The organism is Myxococcus sp. CA033 (assembly GCF_013336625.1).
Classification (GTDB): Bacteria; Myxococcota; Myxococcia; order Myxococcales; family Myxococcaceae; genus Myxococcus; species Myxococcus llanfairpwllgwyngyllgogerychwyrndrobwllllantysiliogogogochensis.
In genome coordinates, this window is record NZ_JABUMU010000007.1 from 307,409 (window position 1) to 332,310 (window position 24,902).

Below are 24,902 nucleotides of genomic sequence, written 5' to 3' on the forward strand. Positions count from 1 at the left end.
CGGTGGCGCCGTCATTTCGGGGCCGAGGCGCCCTCGATTTCCATCAGGAGCCCCTCCACGATGTTCGCTTGTGTGTGTTCCGGATAGAGCTGGTGAAAGCGTTGGTACAGTCGCGCGCCCTCTTCCGTCCGGCCCGCGTAGCCCAGCGCCGTGCCTGACAGGAGCAGGCATTCGGGGTGGCTGGGAATCAAGGCCAGGCATTTCTCCCCCACGGCCACGGCCTCCTCGTACTTCTTCTCGCGAAGGTGTTGCTTCAGGTCCTTGAGCAGCTGCGTGACGTCCGGGGTGCGAGGCTTCTTGGCGGGCGGACGCTTGACGGCGGCCTCCGCGTCGATGCGCATCCGGAGCGCCCCCTCGTTGCCGTCGGCGCCGTCGTCGACGAAGCCACACACCAGTCCGAGGACGCCTCGCACGCGGCGCTCCTCGCCTTGTCGGAGCAGGAACTGGAGGGGCAAGGCCTCCTTGTCCCGGGAGACTCCGCGCGGCGAGGGGTTCTCTTCGGGCGATGGCACCCACTGGGCACAGATGACCGTGGTGGCGGGGCCCGCGCCGCGACCATGAAGGAATGCGCCCTGGGGCGTCGCCTCCAGGTTCAGCGCGTAGGTCGTCATCGGATCGAGCCCCTTGAGGACGAGTCCGCGCTTCAGCAGCAGCCCCTCCGCGTCAGGGCGGAAGACGAAGGACTTCGATGCCGCGACGCTCGCGCCGGACAGTTGGATGAGCCGCTCGGGGATCGACTCCTTGCTGCCAGGTCCGAGACGGAAGAGCGAGATATCGCGGGCCTTCTCGATGGCTTGGGGCTCGCCCGCGAGTTCCCCCAGACGGGCCCCCTCGGGGAGGAGCGAGGCGTCGCCGGACAGCAGGAAGAAGACCGTTGGAGGAAGGCCCTGGGACGGACTGAGGATGAAGGGCGCACCCCGGCCGGGCGAGGTCGTGTCGACGAGCACGAAGGAGCGCTCCGGGGCGAGCGGTCCAAACGCCTTGAAGGTCCGGGGGACGATGATGACGTCGCGGTCTGCCTCGAGCAGGAACTCCGTCACGGGGTACTGGACGAAGGTGGGCGGACGCAGGGTGCCGGAGTCCAGCCGGGGTCGGGCTTCGGGCGCGGGCATGGCACCGGACGTGGCCGGGCGCCGCGTGGAAAGGGCGAGCCCCACGCAGGCCGCGACGACCACGACGCCGCAGGCGATGCCCGCGAGCCGCTTCCAGTTTCGCTGCTGGGGGATGCTGGGGAGGAAGAGCTCCGTGGCGCTGTCGAGCAGCTGGGTGGGCCGCTCCGACAGGGGAATCACGACCTCGGAGCGCCTCCGCTTGCGAGCCGGATCCTGAGGCGCGGCGTCTCGGGCCGAAGGAAGCTCCTCGGTTTGAACGGGGGGCGGCTTCGGGGGTGGGCGGACCCTGGCGGCGTGGGAGCGCCAGACCTCGAGTTCCTCGTGGAAGGCGCTTGTCACGGACAGCGCGCGGCCCTCTTCGGCGAGGTCTTCCTGGAACAGCACCCGGACCAACTGCGCCAGGTCCATGGTCGAGAACGGTGGAGAGACCGAATACAGGAAGCCAGCCAGCGCGTCGGCGAAGGCATTCGCGGACTCGTAGCGGGTCGACAGCTCCACCGACAGCGCCTTCATGATCAGCTCATCCAGCGCGACGGGAAGATCTCCGCGCACCTGCCGTGGGGAGGGGAACTCGCCATAGGCCATGCGCAGCATCACCGAGGCCTGCGTGCCGGTGATGGGCGGCTGTCCACAGAGCATCTCGTACAGCACGAGGCCGGTGGACCAGACATCGGAGCGGGCGTCCACCTCGCGCCCCTTCGCCTGCTCCGGGGAGAAGTACAGGTACTTCCCTCTCACGATGCCGGGCTCGGTCTTGAAGCTGCGCGACATGCGCGCCTTGGCGATGCCGAAGTCGACGATCTTGACCTGGCCCTCGTAGCTGATGAGGACGTTGTCGGGGGAGATGTCCCGGTGGACGATGTTCAGCGGCGCGCCCTTGTCGTCCGTGCGCGTGTGCGCGTAGTGCAGCCCCCGGCACATCTCCAGGGCGATGTACGTGGCCAGGGGCACCGGCAACTGGGACAGGCCCAGCTTCGCCGCGCGCTTCTGGACGCGGTGGAGGGGCTGGCCATCCACCAGTTCCATGGCGAGGAAGTACTGGCCGTCCACCCGGCCGAACTCGAAGACCTGGGCGATGTTGCCGTGGGACAGCGTGGAGGAGATGCGGGCCTCGCGGACGAACATCGAGATGAAGTCCTCGTTGTTCACGTGCTCGAGGAGGACCTTCTTGATGAGGACGGGCTTGGTGACGCCCGCCGCGCCAACGAGCCTCGCGCGCCACGTCTCGGCCATGCCTCCACGCCCCAGCAGGGCCAGGAGTTCGTACCGACCGAAGCGTGCGTTGCGGTCCTGGGCCATGACTGGAGTCGTCGGATGTCCTGACGGGAGAAGGGGCTCAGGTCATTTTGATGAGTCGTACTGCTTGAGCAGGTTCTCGACGCCTGGCCGAGCCGGATGGTCGAGCGGGGCCAGACCGAGAAAGCGTCTGTAGTGCCCTGCCCCCTCTTCCAGGTTGTTCAGGCGGGCGTTGGCGATACCCATCAACAAGAAGCAGTCAGGGTTCCTTCGTGCCAGCACATGGCATTGCTCGGCCGACTGAAGCGCGGCACGGTAATCCTGCTCCTTGAGGAACTGACGTGCGCGAGTAATCAACCTGTCCGGATTGTCGTGGCTCAGGCCCGCGGCGGCATTGCTTTTCGTGGACGGAGGCGTCTTCTGACTCCTGGAGTAATGGTTGATTCTCACGGCCTGGTTCCTCGCGAGACTGGCGGACGGATGTCCCGCATACAGGATGGCCACGCTCAGATAGGCCTGGACTGCCTTGTCGAACTCCTCCAACTGCTCAAACCTCTCGGCAGTCGCCATCAGACAGTCCAGATCGTTGGGATCGACGCCTTGGCATTTCTTCGGCACGGCCGACGTCGTTCCTGATCTGCCCTGTTCGATATTCCGCTCGGCCTTCATCTCCTCCAGGAGCGTGAGAGCCGTCTCGGCAAGAGGATGATCGCGGTGCGCAGTGATGAGTCGTTTGAAGTGCATCTCGGCCTCGGGCAATTGCTTGAGGCGGGCCATGCTGGCCCCCGCGATCCACAGACAGTCTGGGTGATTCGGTGCGACCGCCAGGCACTTCTCCGCCAGGGAGTACGCTGTCGGAAAATCGCCCCGGTCGAGCAAGACTCTTGCGTGGAGCACGTCGGCCCTTGTCGCGCCCGGGGGATATCCCTCAGGGGGACGGTGCGGAGCCACGGGATCCGGGGTCGGCATCACCGTCGACCGGGCCGCGATGTAGTACTCGGGAAACGCCACGGTCCCGACCACCAGCACCGCTGCGATTCCCAGCATCAGCCCCCAACCCCAAAGGCCTCCGCTGGACGGGGCGGGCACCTCCGGCACATGGGTCTCCGGAGTCTCCTCCGTGGCATGGGTGGAGCCGACTCCCATGGCGGGCAACAGCCTTCGCGTCGTCCGTTGCTGATTGGACCGCAGGTCCAGGTCCATCTCCGTCTCGGCCCGCGACGCGGTCTTCTTCCCTCGCTCCTTCTTCGGCGGCACCTCCGGCGGCGCCCCACTCGCCCGCCACAAGGTCAGCTCATCGATGAACGAGGCCGGAACGGATAGCTCCCTCCCCTCCACCGCCATGTCCCCCCGGAACAGCACCCGGACCAGGTACGCCAGATTCATCGTCGAGAACCGCGGGGCGTGGGAATAGAGGAACGCAGCCAGCGCATCCGCGAACGCATTCGCGGACTCGTACCGGGCCGACAGGTCCACCGACAGCGCCCTCATGACGAGCTCATCCAGTTCGACAGGCAGGTCCTCGCGCACCTCCCGTGGCGAGGGAAACTCCCCATGCGCCATGCGCATCATCACCGCCGCCGGTGTGCCGCTGACGGGGGGCTGCCCGCACAACATCTCGTACAGCACCAGGCCCGTCGACCAGACATCGGAGCGGGCGTCCACCTCGTATCCCCTCGCCTGCTCGGGAGAGAAGTACAGGTACTTGCCCTTCACCACCCCGGGCTCCGTCATGAAGTTGCGCGCCAGCTGCGCCTTGGCGATGCCGAAGTCGACGATCTTGACCTGACCCTCGTAGCTGATGAGGACATTGTCCGGAGAGATGTCGCGATGGACGATGCCCAGGGGCTTGCCCTTGTCATCCGTGCGCGTGTGCGCGTAGTGCAACCCCCGGCACATCTCCAACGTGATGTACGTCGCCAGGGGAATGGGCATCCGCGACAGGCCCGTCTTCAGCGCGCGCTTCAGGACGTGGTGGAGCGGCTGCCCATCCACCAACTCCATGGCCAGATAGTACTGGCCTTCCACCCGACCAAAGTCGAAGACCTGGGCAATGCAGCCATGGGACAGCGTGGCGGAGATGCGCGCCTCGTTGATGAACATCGACACGAAGGCGTCGTCCGCCACGAACTCCGGAAGCACTTTCTTGATGAGGACGGACTTGGTGACGCCAGCGTCGCCCATCCACCGGGCCCGCCACGTCTCCGCCATTCCCCCCCGACCAAGCCATGACACCAGCTCGTATCGGCCGAACCTGTCGCCGGGCTGCAAGGCCATATCAATCCGGAACCTACCGCAGAATCCTGGGAGCCCGAACTTCCTGGGTCTCCCCGTGCTATGTTGTGCACCGTGGCAAGTCTGGGAGACGAGGACGGGGATGACGCGCTGGTTCGAACCGATGCCCTACCGGCACTCAGGAGCCCCCGCTTCCGGGTGAAACTGGCGGTGCTGTCGGGGCCGGACGCAGGAAAGACGTACCCGCTGGCGCCCGGGCGCTATCGCGTGGGCTCCGAAGCGACGTCGGACATCGTCCTGCCGGATCGCTCCGTGTCCAGGCAGCACCTCGTCCTGGAGGTCCGCGAGGATGGCGTGCGCGCGGTGGACCCTGGATCACGCAACGGCTCCTTCTGCGAGGGTATGCGCTTCTCCGAATTGGAGGTTCGTCCAGGGGCAACTCTGACCCTGGGTACCACCGAGTTGAAGCTGGTTCCGGAAGGAGAGAAGACGAGAGCCCTCCCCCTTTCCTCCCGCAGCAGCTTCGGGGGGCTGGTGGGCAACAGCCGACGCATGCGGGAGGTCTTCACGCTGCTGGAGCGGCTGGCCCAGGGCGAGTCGGACGTGCTCATCCAGGGTGAAACGGGCACGGGCAAGGAGCTGTGCGCGGAGGCCATCCACACACATGGAATGCGCAGCAAGGGCCCCTTCGTCATCGCCGACCTGGCGGGGATTCCGCCGCAGCTGCTCGAAAGCGAACTGTTTGGCCATGTGAAGGGAGCCTTCACGGGGGCGCACGGTGATCGCGCCGGCGCCTTCGAGCGGGCCCACGGCGGCACCCTCTTCCTGGACGAAGTCGGAGAGCTTCCGCTGGAAGTCCAGCCTCGCCTCCTGCGCGTGCTGGAGCGCCGACAGGTGAAGCGCGTGGGCGCCAATGACTACCGCACCTTCCACGTGCGCGTCGTGGCCGCCACGCATCAGGACCTGGAGGGCGCGGTGAAGCAGGGCCGCTTTCGCGGCGACTTGTTCCACCGGCTCGCGGTGCTGCGCGTCGTCCTGCCGCCCCTGCGCGAGCGGCCCGACGACATCCCGCTCCTCATCGACACCGTGCTGGCGCGACTGGGCAAGCCTCCCAGCGCGCTGTCGGACGTCACCCGCGCGCTGCTGACGCAGTACCCGTGGCCCGGCAACGTGCGCGAGCTGCGCAACGTGGTGGACCGCGTGGTGAGCCTGGGTGAAGAGGCCCTGCCGGACATTCCGGACGTGCCCGCGCCCGTGCCACCTCCGGAGGACGACTCCGAGTCGACCCAGTCGTTGGCGCTCGACCTGCCGTTCAAGGAAGCCAAGGAGCGGCTCATCGAGGGCTTCGAGCGCGACTACCTGCGCAACCTCGTCGAGCGCTGCGAGGGCAACGTGTCGCGCGCCGCACGCGAGGCGGGGATTGATCGCGTCTATCTGCGCAAGCTGCTCCGCAAGCACGGGCTCGACTCGGGCGGCCCCTGAGTCGACGGGCGACTCTCGCCCACCGTGAGCCCTGGCTCCACGGTGGGTGAGCCTGACGACTCGCCTGCCCAGGACATCCCGGAATTCTCCACCTACAGCCCCTGCGGGCAGCCAAGGCTGAAATTCCGCGTGTGGCCGATGGGCGCCGGCGTGAGTCATTTTCGGTCGAAACGGCCCGTTGTCTTCACGGCCCCCTGCCGGAGCAAGCCCCCCATGTTGACTCATGCTCGCCGTGCGAACCTCATCGCGGGGTTCGCCATCGCATTGCTGTTGCCACTGATGGGCTGTGGTAGCGGAGACGGAAAAGTCTCCATCCTGCTGACCGATGCCCCCGGCGACGGCGTGGAGACCGCGGTGGTCACCATCTCGCAGATCTATCTCCAGGGTGGCGACGAGGAAGGCGGCCGCGTCGTCCTGCGCGACGAGCCCGTCACCGTCAGCCTGTTGGACCTGGCCAACTCGACCTCCGAGCTCGTCTCCGAAGCCGTCGTTCCCGACGGGGACTACTCCCAGCTCCGCTTCGTCATCACCGGCGGCTACCTGGAGACGAAGAACGCGGATGGCTCCACGTCCATCTTCGCCACCTCCAACAACTACGCGGGACTTCCCGAGGGCGCCGTCGTCGCCGGCCAGCTCCACATGCCGAGCTACGGCTCGTCGGGGCTGAAGGTGAAGTTCGACGAGAAGCTGACCATCGAGGGCGAGCAGAAGATCCTCCTGGTCGACTTCGACGTGGCGCAGAGCTTTGGCAAGGAGGCGGGCAACTCCGGCCGGTGGGTGATGAGCCCCGTCATCAAGGCCGCCGAGGTGACGGCGTCCGCGAGCATCACCGTCGAGGTGAAGCTCGGCGCCGGCGTGGTGCTCCCCACGGTGGAAGGAACCGCGGTGACGCTCGCGGACTTCCACGCGGTGCTCATCAACGACGCGGGCAGCCGCGAGACGCTTCCGCTGACCGATGAAAACGCGGACGGCACCTTCGAGGCCACCTTCAAGTTCCTCATCCCGGGCACGTTCCAGGTGGACGTGGAGTCCCCGGCGAGCGTGAGCATCTCCACCACGCCCGGTGATCCGGTGACGGTGCAGCTCGCCTCCGGCCGTGACAGCACCCAGGCCTTCGTCGTGAGTGGCGCCCAGCCCCAGTAGGCCCCGCGAACACTCCCGCGCCTACCCTTGCCCACAGGGGCTCCGGGCACGGCCCTCACGTGGGAAGGAAAAATCCACGTGCAGCGTGGCCGATCCCCGGGGGCGGAGGTCTCCCGCCTGAAGGCCCAGATTTTCTCCGAGGGTTTTCGAATCAGGTGGGGTTGGCGCGGGGCCAGCTCCCCAGGCGAGGCGTCGGGACATGTTCCCGGCGCCTCGTTTTTTATCCGCGCTCGAAGCGACAGCGGCTCAGTAGACGACGAGCGGCTGGGGCGAGTGGTAGCTGACGATGGTCAGCACCGGGATGCGGGGCGCCTCGGCATCGTCATCGGTGCCTCCCGACGTGAGCCGCACACCGTCGAACCGCGCCAGGAACACGTAGTCGCGGCGGGCCTCCAGGAATGGATCCGCGCCCTGCAGCCGCCCCAGGGCCTCCTGGCCCGTCTCGTCGGAGATGTTGTCGTAGTGCTTGCGCGTCGTGGAGCTGTTGCCGCGCTCCCGCGTGCTCACGCTGCCGCCCAGCCGGCCCGGCCCGGTGAGCTGCGTCTGCCCGCCCAGGTCTCCCGACGTCGTGGTGGTGGTGTCGTAGCTCTCGCCATAACCCACCGGCGCATTCGTCTCCACCGAGGCCAGCGTGTGCTCCACGAGCCACACGGTGGGCTTCTCCCCTTCGGAGCGCTGGTCCGCCACGCGGGCGCGCAGCAGCACGTAGCGACCCTTGTACGTGTCGGGACGCTCGACCGCGGACGCGAGCGAGAAGATGGGGATCTTCCGCTCCTGGAGGTACTGGAGCTCGCCGGACACGCTGCCTCCGCGCTGGGCCACGACCCGGGCGATGAGCGAGGCGGCCTCGGGACGTACGCGCAGGTCCTCCGACCAGGCGCCGCTCAGCAGCGCGCGAATCTGGGTGAAGGGCGTCAGCTCGATGCAGGCCTTGAGACCCGCCCAGCCTTCGTCCCGCGACTCCGCCTGGAGCCTGCGCGCGGCGGCTTCACACAGCGCCGGATTCGGGTAGCGCGCGGCGAAGGCCTTGGGGTCGGCGGACGCGCTGGGCGGCGGCGCCTCCGCGGCCTTCGGGGTGAGCGGGGCGTCCTCGCGAGGCTGGGAGTCCGCCCACGTGACGTGGGAGTGGGATGCCCCGCAACCGGCGGCGAGCGAGCCCAACAGGGCCCAGGTCGGAAGCGTCCAGGGATGGTGGCGCATGGAGCTGACTCCTAGAGCGAGGCGGAGCCCGAGCGCGAGGAGCGCTGCTGCTCACGGGCGGTGGGCGAGGCGGAAGAAGCGCCGGTCGGCGCGGGCAGCACGACGGAGCACACGTCCTCGCAGCGCTCACTCAGGCACGCGAGCGTCGCGGGCGAGGTCTGCTGCTGGGACACGTCCGCGTAGCACCGGTCTCCCGTGCCGGGGCACCCTCGACGCGCGGCGCACTCGCAGCACGGCGCGGCCACCGTGGCCATGAGCTGGACTTCCTGCAGGACGCTGGAGAGTCCGCGGTAGCAGGTCCGGGCCCCAGGAGCGAAACGGCCCTTGGCGTCCACGATGGGCGTGCCTCCCGCGAGCCCGCACTGGTCCGCGGCGGCGACGTAGCGGCGCTCACAGAGCGCGATGAGCGTCGCGTCGGTGCGACCCTCACGGGCATTGCCCACCGCCTCCGTGCACAGGGCGCGGGAGATGTCCTTGAGCAGCTTGCGGTTCGCGGTGGCCTGTTCGGCACCGGACGCGCTGGCGGCGGCGTCCGATTCGAAGACGCACTCCTTGCCCTCGCGAAGCGTGTCGACGGTGCAGGCCCAGGCCGTCGGAGAGTCGTCGGAGATGGGCGGCGCCGCGAGCGCTTCCGGCGGGAGCGCCGGCGTGGAGGCTTCGGGAGTGGAGCCCAACAGGAAGAGGGAGACGAGGATCGCCTTCATGGACATGGCAGGTTAGGCCGTTGGCGGGCGCCACACAAACCGCGCCGTTCCGCACTGTTCCTCGGATGGCGCAAGCCGCCATCGGGTGTCTTCTCCTGGGCACCCTTCCCCACCTGGGTCGAAGATGTCCTCTGACTCACGCCTGGGCCCGTGGCTCCTCTGGCTCGTGGGCCTCCAGCACGACCTCACGGGTGCTGCCCCACTGGGCCCGCGGTGCGTACCGTTCCCACAGCGGCCCCAGGAAGAACCGGCCGAAGCGATCCATGGCCGTGGTCCCCGCGCCCTCGCGCCGAGCGGGCTGCATGCTGGAGATGAGCGACAGGAGCTGCCCCACCCCGAGCGTCAGGACTCCGGCCCCCACCACGGGCCCCTGGGCGTTCATCCCCGCGTGGAGCTGGCAGTGCAGCCGCGTCGAGCCCTTCCACGCGTCCCCGCCCCGTCGATCATCGACGACCTTCGTCCCCTCCAGGAAGTAGTCGCGCCCTTGATGCGGGAAGCGCAGCCCATACGTCATCACCCTCGAACTGGGAGCGTCCGAGGGGCGGAAGATGTTGAAGCTTCCTCGTCGCACCGGCAGGTCCTCGCCGAACGGCGCGAAGCTCAACCGCGCCACCAGTCGCGCCGAGCACTTCACATCACTGACAAAGGCATCCAGGTCACCGACGCTGATGGTGCAGTGGATGGTCATCGGCTGGGCGCCTGGATGCAGGGCCCCTTGCGTGGGGTCGGTGACGCCCATCGAGAAGAGGCCGGTGAGGGACTCCACGAAGGTGAGGTCGGGTGAGGGCTCCGTGGTCCGGGTCATCTCCGGCGTGAGCGGCAGCCCCTGCTCACCGCATACGTCGAGGTAGCGCCACGTGTCCGAATAGCCCATGTCGATGAGGGCCGCCGCCGTGGCGCGCCCCGCGTAGAGGTCCGGGTCGAGCGCGAGCGGACGCTCGGGCTTGATGAGGTGGACGGCGATGGGACGCTGGTGGCCGGGCACGACCTCCCCTGCGTCGATGCGCTCGTTGAGGTCCTGGATGACGCGAAGCTGCGCGAACAGCGCGCCGTTGGTGCTCATCTCCACCAGGTAGGCGTATTGCTCGTAGAGGCCATCGTCGTAGACGGGCGTGTTGCCCAGGCACCACAGCACCCAGAGTTCGTTCGCGCCCCGGCGGATGGCATCGAGCAGGTGCGTGTCCTGAGTCCACAAGGCATCCGTGTAGAGCGTGCCGTCCCGCTCCACCGGTGGCATGAGGATGGGGGGAGAGATGGCCGCCAGCAGCAGCTCCCGGTCCAGGTCCCGATGCGGAATGGCCACGTCCGTCTTCCGCTCGAAGTCGCAGACATGGAAGGTGCCTTCCACGAGGGAGCTGGCGCGGATGGCTCCAAGGTCGATTCCCAGATGGGGGAAGACTCGACGGAGCACCTTCTCCGGGTCTCCGAGCGGCTCGACATGAAGCACGTCCAGCGTCTTCCTTGGCACCGCATGGGCGAGGAAGTCCTCCACGGACAGCGTCCTCCACCGCGCGCACGCCTCCCCGGGCGACGCTCCGGACAACAGCATCGCCAGATTGAGGGACCCCGCCGACGTCGCATCCGCGAAATGAAAACCCAGGTCCGCGTCCTCCAGCGCTCGAATCGCCCCCGCCTGCCATGCCGCGCGCAGTCCCCCGCCAATCAGGATGAGCGCGCGCTTCCGGGGACCTGGCGTGTCCACGAAGCCCGCGCCAGTGGCCGTCGAGGACGTCTCGCCCCTGTCCTGGGTGGAGAAGCGTGGGTCCTCCTCCGAGGAGGAAGCGACCTGCTCCGCCCGTGCCTCGGCCACGCCGTCGGGTGACGACGATTCGAGAGCGCGTTCCTCGGGCCGCATTCCGTCCTCGCGCCGCCACCTCCAGGGCGCCTTCCGGGTCGACATCTCCCAGGCGCCGCGCTCCGTGAGGAGGAGGTAGCCGAACACGAGCACGCCACCGACCAGACACACGAGCGCGAGGACGAGCAGCATCGACAGCCGCCTTCCCACCAGCACGCTCAGGTACAGCTCCGCGGCCACCGCGATGAGGATGGCGGAGAGGATGGCGAGTGCTCGGCGCCATGCCGGCCCCTGCATGCGCCACTGACGGTCTCGCTTTTCGGGCGACCGGATGGGCGATGGCGAGCGCGATGGATTGGACGGTTCGACTGGCATGACGCGGGCCCCCTCGTCTCGACTCGACCAGGGGCCTCACGCTCGTGACGGACTGAACGCGAGACCCGCCCCCTCCGGCGGCACTGCGTCAGCCAGGGGAACCTATGGAAAACGTGGGCCGGCGCGGGGGGACGCGCAACCCGCGGATGGGTTGCGATGGCCAGCGATGGGACTTCCGACCGGGCACCGATGCACCCGCGAAGCGCCACCTCGGCCACTCGGGTGATGTGCCCCGGCTCGCGCCTTCGTGAAACACTGTTCGCGTGGAGTGCCCACCCAGGCTCCCGAGGAGAAGCGATGTCACCACAACCGAGCGCCCCCTGGACCTCCTATGACGGCGGCACGTCCCTGGGCTGGATGGGCACCCAGGGCGGCACCATCGCTCGGGATGAGGACCAGGAGGGCCAGCTGCGCCTCACGTACGAAGTGGACGACTCCCGCTCCTTCCACGCCATCACCTGCTCTGTCACGGGGTGGCTCCTCCACCACCGGTTCTTCGACAACGCCGAGCAGGCCATGGAGGCCTTCGAGGCCATGAAGCCCGCGATGGAAGACCTTCGCGCCCAGCTCCGGGAAGGAGGGCCGGGCTCACCCGAGGAGGCTCGACGTGGAGGGCCCGTGCTCGCGGCGTTCCTCGCGCGCTTCTCCTGAGGCCGTTTCCACCGCGACATTTCCGACGGGGAAGCGTTGAGAAGGACGACTGCCCTGGAGCGCCCCCCATGTCACCCAAGAAGAAGCTGTCGAAGCCAGACGCCGCGCTGCTCTCCGCCGTCAAGAAGTCGAACGCCAAGGCGGTGGCCAGGCACCTGGCGGATGGGGCCGACCCCAACGTGAGCGACGACGAGGGTTATCCCGTGCTCCATACGGCGTGCTCCGAGGGAAACCTCGACGTCGCCCGACTCCTGCTGGACGCGGGCGCGGATGTGAAGGGGCTGGATTCGGACTCCGCCACGCCCCTCGGCTTCGCCACCGCTCAAACAGGTGACGACGGCGTGGAGCTGGTGAAGCTGCTGATCGCCAGGGGCTCCGACGTCAACCACCAGTGGAAGGACGAGGCCCGCTCCACGGTGCTCACCGACCTGCTCAACCAGGAGACCAACGAGGAGCCCTCCGCGGAGGTCCTGAAGACGCTGCTGCGCGCGGGCGCGAACCCGAATATTCCCAACGGTCGTGGCGAGACGCCGCTGATGTTATCCGTCGACTACAAGGAGCAACCCGAGCTGTTCGAGCTGCTGCTGGAGCACGGCGCCCAGGTGAACGCGGTCGACGCCAACGGCAGGTCGGTGCTGATGCAGGCCGTCCGCTACGGGAACGTCCCGGTGGCCGAGCGGCTCATCTCCAAGGGCGTCGACGTCAAAGTCAGGACGACGGATAGCGATGGCAACACGGCGCTGACGATGGCGCTCGATCTGGATGAGATCTTCGGAGATCCATCCCTGGTGGTGCTGGGCGCGCTGCTCCGCGCGGGAGCGAAGCCGAACCAGCCCAACGCGCGCGGCTGGTACGCCCTCCATTACGCGGCCAGCCTCGAGGACGTGAAGTTCACCACGCTGCTGCTCGAAGCGGGAGCGGACCCGAAGGCCGCGAACGCGGGGGGCTACTACCCCATCGATACCGCGAACGTCCGTGGGAACACGCGGGTGGAGAAGCGCCTGCTCGCCGCGGGAAGCCCCACGCTGGAGCAGGCGGCTTCGCTTCGCGCGGAGAGCGTCTGGAAGCGCATTGGCGCGTGGGCCGCCAGACGCAACCCGACCTACGCGGAGCAACTCGCGAGTACGCGCCCCTCGACCGAGGCACGCGTCGTTGCCCTGGAGAAGGCGCTTGGGACCCCGCTGCCCCTGGACTTCCGCGCGTTCCTCCTCCGCTTCGGAGGCGGTGCACCGGCGGGGTCGCCCGGCCTGTCCGTCTCCGAGTACGAAGTGCTTCCCGTCGACCAGATTCTGAGCACCTGGAAGGGGCTTCGGAAGCTGGTGGAGAAAGGCACCTTCAAGAAGGCCGAGCCCCATGAACTGTCCAAGTCCCAGAAGGACGTGAAGTGGACCTGGTGGCACCCCGGCTGGGTGCCTTTCGCGCAGGACGGTGGGGGCAACCTCAAGTGCGTGGACCTGGACCCCGGCCCGGAAGGAAAGCGTGGACAGGTCATCGGCTGGGAGATTCGCGGCGGCCCCCTGAGCCCCTATGCCCCGTCCATGGACGCATTCTTCGAGCACTACCTGGAGGGACTCGAGACCGGACGCATCGAACTGTACGGCGACGAGGAGCCGGATGATCCCGAGGCAACCGCGACTGCCCCGGTGACGGCTCCCGAGCCGTCGAGGGTGGGCACCGCCGCCGAGCGCGTGGAGGCGCTCTCGAACCAACTGGGAGCCTGGTACGAGGAGCACCACGCGCCCTATGCGCAGCGATTCGCCCGCACGAAATCCGCGTCCCAGCAGCAGGTGGACGCGCTGGAGAAGAGCGTGGGGGCGGAGCTGCCCGCGGACCTCCAGGCGTTCCTGCTCCGCTTCGGCGGGGGCGCACCGGACAAGAAGCAGGGCCTGTCCTTCTTCACGTATCAGGTGCTGAGCGTGAAGGAGATCACCGACCTCTGGACACAGTTGGAGACCCAACGTGAGAGCGGAGCGTTCGCGAAGTCCAAGCCCTTGGATCTCACCAAGGGCCAGAAGGAGCTCACCCGGACGTGGTGGAGCGCGGGTTGGATTCCGTTCGCGAAGAACGACCACGGCGAGGCGCTCTGCGTGGACCTCACCCCGGGCCCGGCCGGTCGGCGTGGACAGGTGCTGCGCTGGTCCGAATACGCGGGGCCCCTCGATGAGGCGAAGGCACCCTCGTTGGAGGATTACCTCACCGACTACCTGAAGCGGCTTCGCGACAAGCGCTGGTACGTCCGCAGCGACAGTGACGACCTGCTCAGCTCCTGACGCCGCGTCCCCTCAGGCGTGCGGAGCGCGCGGCGCCGAGTCCTTGTCAGGAGCCAGCATCTCCCCCGAGAAGCACACCTCGAGCCCGCCATACTCGGACGGGTTCAACGTCAGGGCCCAGCCGTGGACCTGCGCGACGTGGTGGGCGATGTGCAGGCCCAGCCCCTGTCCTTCCGGGGCCCGGGTGCGCGCGACGTTTCCTCGGACGCCTCGCTCGAGGATTCGCGCTCGCTCCTCTTCGGAGATGCCGGGCCCGTCGTCGATGACGCGGAGCACGAAGCGTCCCTCACGGGTGCTCTCCAGCACGACGGCCACGTGCCCCTCCTCGCGGCCGTAGCGCACGCCGTTGCCCACGACGTTGCTGATGGCCTGCTCGATGAGCGTCACGTCGCCGAGCACTCGAACGGGCGTCGCGGGGACACCGCTCTCCAGGGAGATGCGCTGTTGCCGGGCGATGGGCTGATGGCGACCGAGGACTCGAGCAATCACGTCGTTGAGGTCCACGGGCGCGCGCTGGACGTGCGGCGCGCCAGCCTCCAATCGCGTCGCCGCGGTGAGGTTGTGGACCAGCGAGGCCATGTAGTGCGCCTCGCTCATGGCGGAGGACACCTCGGCCGCGTTCACGGGCTCGCCTCGGGAGAGGTGCTGCTGCATCGCGGAAAGGGTGCCCTGGAGCACGGTGAGCGGCGTCATCACGTCGTGGGTCGTGTTGGCGAGGAAGTCCCGCAGGCCTTGCTCGCGTGCTTCCTGTTGCGCCATCCGCGCCTGGATTTCCGCGCGAGCCTCCTGGAAGGCCCGGGCGAGGTCGGCGATCTCATCATGGCCGCGCACGGACACGGGCTGCTCGTAGCCACTGCGCGCGGACGCACGCACGTCTTCGGTGAGCATGCGGATGCGGCGCACCACCGGGCCCAGGGCCAGCACCACCGCCGCGACGACAATGGACACGAGCAGGCTCCAGTCCTTGAGCGGTGGGAGGAAGAACGGCGAAGGCCCCGGAGGCTCCACACGACGGGCGAGGACGAAGGCGCACGGACCTTCGTCCCAGGACATGCGCACCAGCAGGTCGAGGACCCGCCGCCCATCCAGCTCCGAGCGCCAGGCGACCGTCGCCCCTTCGAGCGCGTCCTCACGGACCTCCGCTGTCAGCGCGGGCGCCCGAGGGTTCCGGGAAGTGAGCTGAGCGTCATAGGGAAAATAGAGCACCCGAGGAGGGGCCCGCCCTTCCCTTCCAGGCGGTGGTGGCCCATCGAAGGCGTCGCTTCCTCCCGGACGAGGCGGTGGTCCATCGAAGGCGTCGCTGCCTCCTGGACGAGGGGGTGGTGGACGCTCGAAGGCGTCGCTGCCGCTTGGACGCGGCGGTCGGCCTGGGGGCCTTGTCGGGGGAGGCTCCTCGTCGAGTGGACGTGCCTCGTCGAGCCCCGTGGCTCTCGGCACCGGCTCCCCACGAGACGGGAGTGCCTCATCCCTCCCTGATGCACCCGGCGATTCCCCGCGCGGTGGCAGCGCATCATCGTTCCCAGCCCTCCTCGGAGGCGGTGGTGGTCGTCCGTCGTCAACTCCACCTCGAGGCCCCAGGCCATCCGGCGGCGGACGCCCGGGCGGCGCGGGTCGCTCGAACGGGCGAGGTCGCCACGTCTCGGGCGAGGCCTCGCAGCGCGTGCGCTCCACCTGCATCTGCGCCAGCGTGGAGGCTTCGAGCACTTCCTCCTGCGAGCGTTCCCGGAGCGATTGCTGGAAGTACGCCATCGCCACCACGACAGGCAGCACCGCCGCCATCGCCGTGAGCGCCAGGCGCAAGCGGAGCTTCACGAACCGTCTCCCGCGACCAGTCGATAACCCACGCCCCACACCGTCTCCACACACTGCGCCGGCGCCAGCTTTCGCCGCAGCCGCGAGACGTGCACGTCCAGCGTCCGCTCCGTCCCCTCGCGCTCCGGATCCAACACGTGCTCGACCAGCCACTGCCGCGTCACCGCCTCGCGAGGCCTGCGGGCCAGCGCCGCGAGCACCTCGAACTCCACCCGCGTCAGCTCCACCACCCGCCCTTCCACGCGGACCTCCCGCGCCTGGAAGTCGACGCGCAACAGCCCCAACTCCAGCACCGCGTCCGCCTTCTGGAGCACCGGCCGGCGCAGCCGCGCGCGCACCCGCTCGATGAGCTCCTCCGGCCAGAAGGGCTTCGTCAGGTAGTCATCCGCGCCCAGCTTCAGCGCACGCACCTTGTCCAGCGTGTCGTTGCGCGCGCTCAGGATGAGCACCGGCACCTCCGAGAAGCCCCGGAGCGCCTTGAGCATGTCCAGGCCGTACGTCCCCGGCAGCATCAGGTCCAGCACCACCAGGCCCACGTCGGGAAGCTCCCCGGGCAGCAGCGCGCGGCCTTCCGTCCACCACAGCGGCTCGAAGCCCGCGCCCCTCAACTGCTCGACAATCTGCGCGCCGAGCCGAGCGTCGTCCTCCACCAGCAGGATTCGCTCCCCCATGTCCCGCTCGCCTCCTCCCACCCGGTCACCACGGTGCCGTCATGAATGGATGAATGAACGCCCACGGTATACCGAGGACCTTAAGACTCCCTTAACGGGAGCCGGCCGCGCCTCAGTCCGCCGGGCCGCGCTCGTCCCGGAGCAGGTCCGCGAGCTTCTCCAGGGCCAGCCGCGCCCGGGTCTTCACCGTGCCCAGGGGGTCTCCAGTGCGCTCGGAGATCTCCCGCTGCGACAGGCCCTCGAAGTAGGCCAGCTCCACCACTTCGCGCTGCTCGGGAGGCAGCGTCATCATCGCCCTGCGCACCCGCACGCGGTCCTGGCCCTGGGACGTCGCGTCGTCCGGAGCGGGAGGCGTCGCGCTCATCGGAGGCGGCTCGTGGGCGGAGCCCTCGGCGACTCGGGCGGCGGTGCCCATGGAGCGCAGCCGGTCGATGGCGCGCGTGCGAGCGATGGTCGCCACCCAGGTCTCCAGCCCGCCGCGGTCCGGGTCGAAGTCTCGGGCGCGCCGCCAGACCTCGAGGAAGGCCTCCTGAAGCACCTCCTCCGCGTCCGCTCGGGAAGGCAACAGCCGCAGCATCACCGCGAAGGCCCGGGCTCCGCAGCGCGCGTAGACCTCCCGCATGGCCACGCCGCTGCCCAGGGCGACCTGCTGGAGCAGGGCCCTGTCGGCGGCGGGGTCGCTCGCCCGCTGAGCGGAGGGTGGAGGAAGCGCCATGTATTTCCCGGATACCGCAACCCGAGGTGCGGATCCCAGCTTCAAGTATGGGCAGCCGGGCGGTCAGCCCCTTTGAAGCCAACGGGTGGGCGTCCCCAGACCCCGTCCCTAACGTTCACGAGCCAACGCGGCCGACGCGCCAGTCGTCCTTCATCAACGCACCCCGCGACACGCCGCCCAGCTTCACCCCACCTCAGACCTATAAGGGCCGCGAGCCGATATGAAAGATCGAATCGGGAGCGTGTTCATCGAGGGAGTCAAGCCCCAGCTCGACGGCGGCCGCCACGCCGTCAAGCGTGTCGCCGGGGAGAGCCTCACCGTCCGCGCCGACATCTTCAAGGAGGGCCATGACGTCCTCGTCGCCGTCGTCCGCTGGCGACAGGCCTCTCCCCAGGAACAGCAGACCGACTGGCGCGAGGTCCCCATGCGCCCGCTCGGCAACGACGCCTGGGAGGCGGAGTTCCCCCTGGCTCGCAATGGCCGCTACCAGTACACGATTGAAGCCTGGCCGGATCTCTTCCGGACCTGGACGTCGGAGCTGAAGCGCAAGGTCGATGCGGGCCGGGACGTGCGCAGCGAGCTGTTGGAGGGCGCGGCCCTGCTGGAAGGCGCGGCGGCCCGAGCGCGCCCGGTGGACGCGGCCGACGCGCGGGTGCTCACCGAGGCCGCGGTGCGGATGCGTCAGCCCCCGACACCGGACCTGGTGGCCGTGGCGCTGGCGCCGGAGCTGGCCACGGTGGCGTCCACGTATCCCGACCGCGCGCTGGCGCGGCGGCACGAGCCGGAGCTGGAGGTGTTCGCGGACCGGCTCAAGGCGCGCTTCGGGGCCTGGTACGAGTTCTTCCCGCGCTCGGCGAAGCGCGATGGGCGCACGCATGGGACGTTCCAGGATTCAGAGGCCTGGCTGCCGTACATCCAGGGCCTGGGCTTCGACGTCATCTACCTGCCGCCCATCCACCCCATTGGCCGCACCGCGCGCAAGGGGAAGAACAACAGCCTCAAGGCGGGCCCGGAGGACGTAGGCAGTCCGTGGGCCATCGGCGCGGCCGAGGGGGGCCACAAGGCGGTGCACCCGAGCCTGGGCACGCTGGCGGACTTCCGTCACTTCGTGCAGGCCGCGCAGTCGTACGGCATCGAGGTGGCGTTGGACCTCGCGTACCAGTGCTCTCCGGACCACCCTTATGTGAAGGAGCATCCGGAGTGGTTCCAGCGCCGTCCGGACGGCACCATCAAGACGGCGGAGAACCCGCCCAAGCGCTACGAGGACATCGTCAACTTCGACTGGATGGGCCCCGCGCGCGAGTCGCTGTGGACGGAGCTGGAGTCCGTCGTACTGCACTGGGTGCAGCAGGGCGTGCGGACCTTCCGCGTGGACAATCCGCACACCAAGCCCATCCAGTTCTGGGAGTGGCTCATCCGCCGCGTGCAGGAGCGCCACCCCGATGTGCTCTTCCTCTCCGAGGCCTTCACCCGGCCCAAGGTGATGAAGGCCCTGGCCAAGGTGGGCTTCACCCAGTCGTACACGTACTTCACGTGGCGCAACTTCAAGGGCGAGCTCCAGGAGTACCTGGAGGAGATCACCCAGCCGCCCGTATCCGACTACTTCCGCGGCAACCTCTGGCCCAACACGCCGGACATCTTGCCGGAGCTGTTGCAGAACGCGGGGCCCGGTGCGTTCCGGTTGCGCGCGGCGCTTGCCGCGACGCTCTCCTCGGTCTACGGGATGTATTGCGGCTTCGAGCTGTGCGAGGGCCGCCCGCTGCCTGGCAAGGAGGAGTACCTGGACTCGGAGAAGTACCAGCTCGTCGCGTGGGACGCGGACCGGCCGGGCAACATCCGGGACTGGATTGCGCGGCTCAACAACGCGCGCCTGACGCAGCCCGCGCTGCACACCTACGACAGCTTGCGCTTCTTCGAGTCCGACAACGAGCGGGTCCTCTTCTACGGAAAGCGCACCCCGGACGGCACCAGCACCGTGCTGGTCGCGGTGAGTCTGGATCCGTACGCGCCGCAGGAGGCGCTGTTGCGACTTCCGCTGGAATGGCTTGGCGCGAACGCGGACGAGACCTATCAGGTGCACGAGCTGATGACGGATCAGCGCTCCCTGTGGCAAGGCTCGGACGTGCAGGTGCGCCTGACGCCCGAACAGCCCGCGGCCGTCTGGGCCGTCTACCGCTTCCGCCGTACCGAGCACGCGTTCGACTACTACGAGTGACAACCCGAGAGGCGTATGGACCTGGATCCCCTCTGGTACAAGAAGGCCCTCATCTACGAGCTGCACCTCCGAGCATTCCACGACTCCAACGGCGACGGGCATGGCGACATCCCGGGCCTCATCGAGAAGCTCCCGTACCTCCAGGACCTGGGCATCGACTGCCTGTGGATCCTCCCCCACTACCCTTCTCCGCTGCGCGATGACGGCTACGACATCGCGGACTACTACGGCGTCCACCCGGACTACGGCACGCTCGCCGACTTCCAGCGGATGGTGGAGGAGGCGCACAAGCGCGGCATCCGCATCATCACCGAGCTGGTGGTCAACCACACCAGCGACCAGCACCCCTGGTTCCAGGAGGCGCGCAGCGACCCGAAGAGCCCCAAGCGCGACTGGTACGTCTGGAGCGACACGGATGAGAAGTACAAGGGCGCGCGCATCATCTTCACGGACACCGAGCGCTCCAACTGGACGTGGGATCCGGTGGCCAAGCAGTACTTCTGGCACCGCTTCTTCAGCCACCAGCCGGACCTGAACTACGACAATCCTCAGGTGCAGGAAGCGATGCTGGACGCGATGCGCTTCTGGCTCAACATGGGCGTGGACGGCTTCCGCTGCGACGCGGTGCCCTACCTGTTCGAGCGCGAGGGCACCAACTGCGAGAACCTTCCGGAGACGCACGCCTTCCTCAAGCGCCTGCGGAAGACCATCGACGCCGAGTACCCCGGGAAGATGCTGCTCGCGGAGGCCAACCAGTGGCCCGCCGACGTGCGCGTCTATTTCGGCGACGGCGACGAGTTCAACATGGGCTTCCACTTCCCGGTGATGCCGCGCCTGTTCATGGCCATCCGCCGCGAGGACCGCACGCCCATCGTCGAAATCATGCAGCAGACGCCGGACATCCCGGAGTCGTGTCAGTGGGCCCTCTTCCTGCGCAACCACGACGAGCTGACGCTGGAGATGGTGACGGACGAGGACCGGGACTACATGTACCGGGAGTACGCCACGGACCCTCGGATGCGCATCAACCTGGGCATCCGCCGCAGGCTCGCGCCGCTGATGGACAACGGGCGCCGGCGCATCGAGCTGATGCACAGCCTGCTGTTCACCCTGCCCGGCACGCCGGTCCTCTACTACGGCGACGAGATTGGAATGGGGGACAACATCTACCTGGGCGACCGCAACGGCGTGCGCACGCCCATGCAGTGGACGGGAGACCGCAACGCGGGCTTCAGCCGGGCGGACTACGCGCGCCTGTACGCGCCCGTCATCGCGGACCCCGTCTATGGCTACCAGTCCATCAACGTGGAGGCGCAGGAGCGGGTGAAGTCCAGCCTCCTGCACTGGGTGAAGCGGATGATTCGCATCCGCCAGCGCTACCCCGTGTTCTCCCTGGGGACGCTGCGCTTCTTGCCCATGGAGAACCGCAAGGTGATGGCCTTCGTGCGGGAGTGGGAAGGCCAGACGGTGCTGGTGGTGTGCAACCTGTCACGCTTCGCGCAGCCCGCCGTGATGGACCTGCGTGACTGGGAAGGCAAGGTGCCCGTGGAGATGATTGGCGAAACGCCCTTCCCGCGGATCAGCGACCTGCCCTACCAGCTGTCGATGGGCCCCTACATGTTCTTGTGGTTTCGGCTGGACCAGCCGCTGCCGGGAGGAGGAAGCCGCGCATGACGACCTTGGACCTGACGAAGCTGCCGGAGTACCTCAAGAGCCAGCGGTGGTTCGCCGGCAAGGCCTGGCCCATCAAGCAGGTCAGCGTGGTGGACCACGCGAACCTGGACGCCACGCCGTGCAGTCTGTCGCTCGCCGTGGTGGAGGTCGTCTACGAGCTGGGCCAACCCGAGCGCTACCTCCTGCCGGTGAAACCCTCGGCGGAGGGCGTCAAGGACGCGCTGGAGGACGATGGCTGTCTGCGCGCCCTGTTCGACCTCATCCGCGACGGCGCCCAGCTCCCCTCCGCGTCGGGCCGCGTGGTGGGGGAATGGATTGGAGGGCCGGAGGGCCTGCTGGGCCTCCCCTCCCCGCTCTCGGTGCGCCGGCTGATGGTCGAGCAGAGCAACACCTCCATCGTGCTGGGTGAGAAGGTCATCGTGAAGGTCATCCGCAAGCTGGAGGCGGGGGTGAACCCGGAGCACGAGGTCGGGCGCTTCCTCGCCACGCGGACGACGTTCCGGGCCACGCCCGCGCTGCTGGGGGCGCTGCGATTGGAGGGCGCCGCCAGCGCCACGCTCGCGCTGGCACATCGCTTCGTCCCCGACGCGGTGGATGGGTGGAAGTACACGCTGGACCGGCTGCGCCAGGAGCGCCCCCTGGGCGAGCGCTTTCTCAGCGAGATGGAGGAGCTGGGCGGGCGACTGGGAGACCTGCACCAGGCCTTCGGCTCCGCGCCCATGGACGACGCGGCCTTCGCTCCGGAGCCGTTACTTCAGGAGGACCTGCAGCGCTGGAGCGCGTCCATCGTCGGAGAGCTGGGCGTGACGCTGGCCGAGGCCGGCCGGCTGCACCCGGACCTGGAGGGGCGCCGCGAGGGCCTCATCGAATACGCGAGGCGGCTGGCCCACGTGGCGCCCTCCGGACAGAAGATTCGCATCCACGGGGATTTGCACCTGGGTCAGGTGCTGCGGGCCAACGAGCAGTGGCTCATCTTCGACTTCGAGGGGGAGCCGGCGCGCAGCTTCACGTCGCGGCGCGAGAAGTACAGCCCGCTGCGGGACGTGGCGGGGATGCTCCGCTCGTTCGACTACGCGGAGGCCACGGTGGCGCTGGAGGGAGGCGCGCCGCGAGGACGCGTGGGCCCCAGCCGGGAGGCGTTCCTGGAGGGTTATCGCAAGGCAACCCAGGGAGCGACCTTCCTGCCCACGGACACGGCGGCATTCGAGACGATGTTGCGCGCGTTCGAGCTGGAGAAGCTCCTGTACGAAGTGAGGTATGAGATGCAGAACCGGCCTGACTGGGTGCGCATCCCCGTCGAGGCCCTCTTGAGGATGGAGGAGGCCCAGTGAGGAAGCCGGCGGACAAGGCACAGGTCGACGCGGAGCTTCGGCGCGTGGTGGAGCTGCGGCACCCGGAGCCCCACTCCGTGCTGGGCATCCACCCGGACGGTGACGGCGTGGTGATTCGCGCCTTCCGCCCGGACGCCGTGGCCATCCACGTCCTCCCGGAGTTCGGAGGCCGTGTCCCGATGACGCACCGTCAGGACGGCGTCTTCGAGGCCCGCGTCAACGGACGCGACAAGACCTTCGGCTATCTGCTGGAGGTGGAGTACCCCGGCAAGCGCGTCTTCACCCTGCGGGACTCGTACAGCTTCCTGCCCACGCTGGGGGAGATGGACCTGTACTACGCCGGTGAGGGGCGCCACGAGCGGCTCTGGGAGCGCATGGGCGCGCACCTCATCCACCACAACGGCACGCGCGGCGTGTCCTTCGCGGTGTGGGCGCCCACGGCGGCGGGCGTCTCCGTCGTCGGTGACTTCAACAGCTGGGATGGACGGCTGCACTCGATGCGGCGCATGGGTGCGTCGGGCATCTGGGAGCTGTTCGTTCCGGAGGTCGGAGAAGGCGCGCGCTACAAGTTCGAGATTCGTCCCGGCCAGGGTGGGCCGCGCGTGCTGAAGTCGGACCCGTTCGCCTTCCGCGCCGAGGTGCCTCCAGCCACCGCGTCCGTGGTGCATGACCTGGGACGGTACGGGTGGGGAGATGGCGCGTGGTTGGAGTCGCGCACCCAGAAGTCCGACGTCGCGCACCAGCCGTGGAGCGTCTACGAGGTCCACCTGGGCAGTTGGCGCCGGGTGGTGGAGGACGGGGACCGCCCCATGACGTACCGGGAGCTGGCGCCCGCGCTGGCCGAGTACGTCAAGCACATGGGCTTCACGCACGTGGAGCTGCTGCCCGTGTCGGAGCATCCCTACGGAGGCTCGTGGGGCTACCAGGTCAGTGGCTATTACGCGCCCACCGCGCGCTTCGGCCACCCCGACGACTTCCGCTTCATGGTGGACCACCTGCACCAGGAGGGCATTGGCGTCATCGTCGACTGGGTGCCCGGCCACTTCCCCCGGGACGCGCACGCGTTGGGCGACTTCGACGGCACGGCGTTGTACGAGCACGCGGATCCGCGCAAGGGCGCGCAGCCGGACTGGGGCACGCTGGTCTTCAACTTCGGCCGCAACGAGGTGCGCAACTTCCTCATCGCCAACGCGCTGTTCTGGATTGAGGAGTACCACATCGATGGGCTGCGCGTGGACGCGGTGGCGTCGATGCTCTACCTCGACTACAGCCGCAAGCAGGGCGAATGGATCCCCAACCGCTGGGGCGGCCGGGAGAACGAAGAGGCCATCCAGTTCCTGCGCGAGCTCAACGACACCGTGCGCCGCAAGCACCCGGGCGTCGTGGTCATCGCCGAGGAGTCCACCGCGTGGCCCAAGGTCTCCTCCCCCGTCAGCGAGGGCGGACTGGGCTTCCACTTCAAGTGGAACATGGGGTGGATGCACGACACGCTGTCGTACTTCTCCAAGGACCCCATCTACCGGCAGTACCACCACAACCAGCTGACGTTCGGCCTGCTGTACGCCTTCAGCGAGCACTTCATGTTGCCACTGAGCCATGACGAGGTGGTGCACGGCAAGGGCAGCCTGTACGGGCGCATGCCGGGAGACCCGTGGCAGAAGCGCGCCAACCTGCGCTCGCTGTTCGCGTGGATGTGGGCGCACCCGGGCAAGAAGCTGCTCTTCATGGGCGGCGAGTTCGGCCAGCCGGCCGAGTGGAACCACGACAAGAGCCTGGACTGGCACCTGACGCAGGACCCGGGGCACCAGGGCATCCAGCGCCTCGTCGCGAGGCTGAACCGCATCTACAAGGAGCTGCCGGCGCTGTACGACGCGGACAGCGAGCCCGTGGGCTTCCAGTGGCTCCAGCCGGACTCCGCGTCGTCGAACGTGCTGGCCTTCGTCCGCCGCTCGCGACAGCCCGGCCGTCATGTGGTGTGCGTGGCCAACCTGTCCCCCACCGTGCGCGAGAAATACCGCGTCGGCTTCCCTCTCCAGGCCAACTACGTCGAGGTGCTCAACTCCGACGCGGGCGAGTACGGCGGCTCCAACACGGGCAACATGGGGCAGCTCCACACGGAGGCCACGGGCTGGGATGGACAGCCGGCTTCCGCATTGCTCACCCTCCCTCCGCTGTCTGTCTTGTGGTTCACGCCGGGATAAAGACAGACATCCAATTGCAAACAAGTCAATCATAGACGCGCGTGCCGTGTCTGTGATTGACTTTTTTGTTTCATGGCGTC

The 24,902-nt window shown here is 68.3% G+C and carries 16 protein-coding genes; 8 read left to right on the top strand and 8 right to left on the bottom strand.

Annotated features, from left to right (window positions below; translation table 11 throughout):
* Positions 1–11: 11 nt before the first annotated feature.
* Together HUA78_RS47730 and HUA78_RS20475 are read right to left on the bottom strand one after the other, a co-directional pair.
* Positions 12–2,411, bottom strand: coding sequence for a serine/threonine-protein kinase (locus tag HUA78_RS47730; protein ID WP_174476962.1), 2,400 nt, complete (start codon positions 2,409–2,411; stop codon positions 12–14).
* 42 nt (positions 2,412–2,453) lie between these two features.
* Entirely contained in the window at positions 2,454–4,625 is a 2,172-nt protein-coding gene (locus HUA78_RS20475; protein WP_174476963.1) for a serine/threonine-protein kinase, read from the bottom strand.
* Between the two features lie 60 nt (positions 4,626–4,685).
* On the opposite strand from HUA78_RS20475, the gene HUA78_RS20480 reads away from it, so the two are divergent.
* Both HUA78_RS20480 and HUA78_RS20485 read left to right on the top strand, forming a co-directional pair.
* Entirely contained in the window at positions 4,686–6,065 is a 1,380-nt protein-coding gene (locus HUA78_RS20480) for a sigma 54-interacting transcriptional regulator (protein WP_174468469.1), read from the top strand.
* Positions 6,066–6,278: 213 nt separating this feature from the next.
* Positions 6,279–7,208, top strand: a complete 930-nt coding sequence (locus HUA78_RS20485) for a DUF4382 domain-containing protein (protein WP_174468470.1) — start codon at positions 6,279–6,281, stop codon at positions 7,206–7,208.
* A 246-nt stretch (positions 7,209–7,454) separates the two neighbouring features.
* Here HUA78_RS20485 and HUA78_RS20490 read toward each other — a convergent pair whose 3' ends face one another.
* The 3 genes from HUA78_RS20490 to HUA78_RS20500 all read right to left on the bottom strand — a co-directional run bounded on the left by HUA78_RS20490 (position 7,455) and on the right by HUA78_RS20500 (position 11,204).
* Positions 7,455–8,408 carry a hypothetical protein gene (locus HUA78_RS20490; protein WP_141642340.1) on the bottom strand — a complete coding sequence of 318 codons (954 nt, stop codon included), beginning with the start codon at positions 8,406–8,408 and terminating at the stop codon, positions 7,455–7,457.
* 11 nt (positions 8,409–8,419) lie between these two features.
* Entirely contained in the window at positions 8,420–9,112 is a 693-nt protein-coding gene (locus tag HUA78_RS20495) for a hypothetical protein (protein ID WP_254614429.1), read from the bottom strand.
* Positions 9,113–9,248: 136 nt separating this feature from the next.
* Positions 9,249–11,204, bottom strand: a complete 1,956-nt coding sequence (locus HUA78_RS20500; RefSeq protein WP_217442535.1) for a patatin-like phospholipase family protein — start codon at positions 11,202–11,204, stop codon at positions 9,249–9,251.
* Positions 11,205–11,579: 375 nt separating this feature from the next.
* Here HUA78_RS20500 and HUA78_RS20505 point away from each other — a divergent pair, with 375 nt between their 5' ends.
* Positions 11,580–11,933, top strand: a complete 354-nt coding sequence (locus HUA78_RS20505; RefSeq protein ID WP_141642337.1) for a hypothetical protein — start codon at positions 11,580–11,582, stop codon at positions 11,931–11,933.
* 68 nt (positions 11,934–12,001) lie between these two features.
* The gene (locus tag HUA78_RS20510) at positions 12,002–14,203 is read left to right on the top strand and encodes an SMI1/KNR4 family protein (protein WP_174476965.1); all 2,202 of its coding nucleotides are present in this window, start codon (positions 12,002–12,004) and stop codon (positions 14,201–14,203) included.
* A gap of 12 nt (positions 14,204–14,215) precedes the next feature.
* On the opposite strand, the gene HUA78_RS20515 is transcribed toward HUA78_RS20510, so the two are convergent.
* The 3 genes from HUA78_RS20515 to HUA78_RS20525 form a co-directional block, all read right to left on the bottom strand.
* Positions 14,216–16,015 carry a sensor histidine kinase gene (locus tag HUA78_RS20515; protein WP_371745616.1) on the bottom strand — a complete coding sequence of 600 codons (1,800 nt, stop codon included), beginning with the start codon at positions 16,013–16,015 and terminating at the stop codon, positions 14,216–14,218.
* Positions 16,012–16,686 (bottom strand): response regulator transcription factor, encoded by a 675-nt coding sequence (locus HUA78_RS20520; RefSeq protein WP_174465174.1) that lies wholly within the window; start codon positions 16,684–16,686, stop codon positions 16,012–16,014. The genes HUA78_RS20515 and HUA78_RS20520 overlap by 4 nt, the downstream gene beginning before the upstream one ends.
* A 112-nt stretch (positions 16,687–16,798) precedes the next feature.
* On the bottom strand, positions 16,799–17,401 hold the full coding sequence (locus tag HUA78_RS20525; RefSeq protein ID WP_174455455.1) for a sigma-70 family RNA polymerase sigma factor: 603 nt from the start codon (positions 17,399–17,401) through the stop codon (positions 16,799–16,801).
* 220 nt (positions 17,402–17,621) lie between these two features.
* On the opposite strand from HUA78_RS20525, the gene HUA78_RS20530 reads away from it, so the two are divergent.
* Genes HUA78_RS20530 through glgB form a run of 4 tightly spaced genes read left to right on the top strand, consistent with a single transcriptional unit; the run spans position 17,622 to position 24,822 of the window.
* Positions 17,622–19,616, top strand: coding sequence for an alpha-1,4-glucan--maltose-1-phosphate maltosyltransferase (locus HUA78_RS20530; RefSeq protein WP_174465175.1), 1,995 nt, complete (start codon positions 17,622–17,624; stop codon positions 19,614–19,616).
* A gap of 15 nt (positions 19,617–19,631) precedes the next feature.
* A complete protein-coding gene (treS, locus tag HUA78_RS20535; protein ID WP_174455453.1) occupies positions 19,632–21,290 on the top strand; it encodes a maltose alpha-D-glucosyltransferase in 1,659 nt (552 codons plus the stop codon).
* Positions 21,287–22,621 carry a phosphotransferase gene (locus HUA78_RS20540; protein ID WP_141642331.1) on the top strand — a complete coding sequence of 445 codons (1,335 nt, stop codon included), beginning with the start codon at positions 21,287–21,289 and terminating at the stop codon, positions 22,619–22,621. The genes treS and HUA78_RS20540 overlap by 4 nt, the downstream gene beginning before the upstream one ends.
* A complete protein-coding gene (gene glgB, locus HUA78_RS20545; RefSeq protein ID WP_174476966.1) occupies positions 22,618–24,822 on the top strand; it encodes a 1,4-alpha-glucan branching protein GlgB in 2,205 nt (734 codons plus the stop codon). Before HUA78_RS20540 ends, glgB begins: the two co-directional genes overlap by 4 nt.
* The last annotated feature ends 80 nt before the right edge of the window (positions 24,823–24,902 follow it).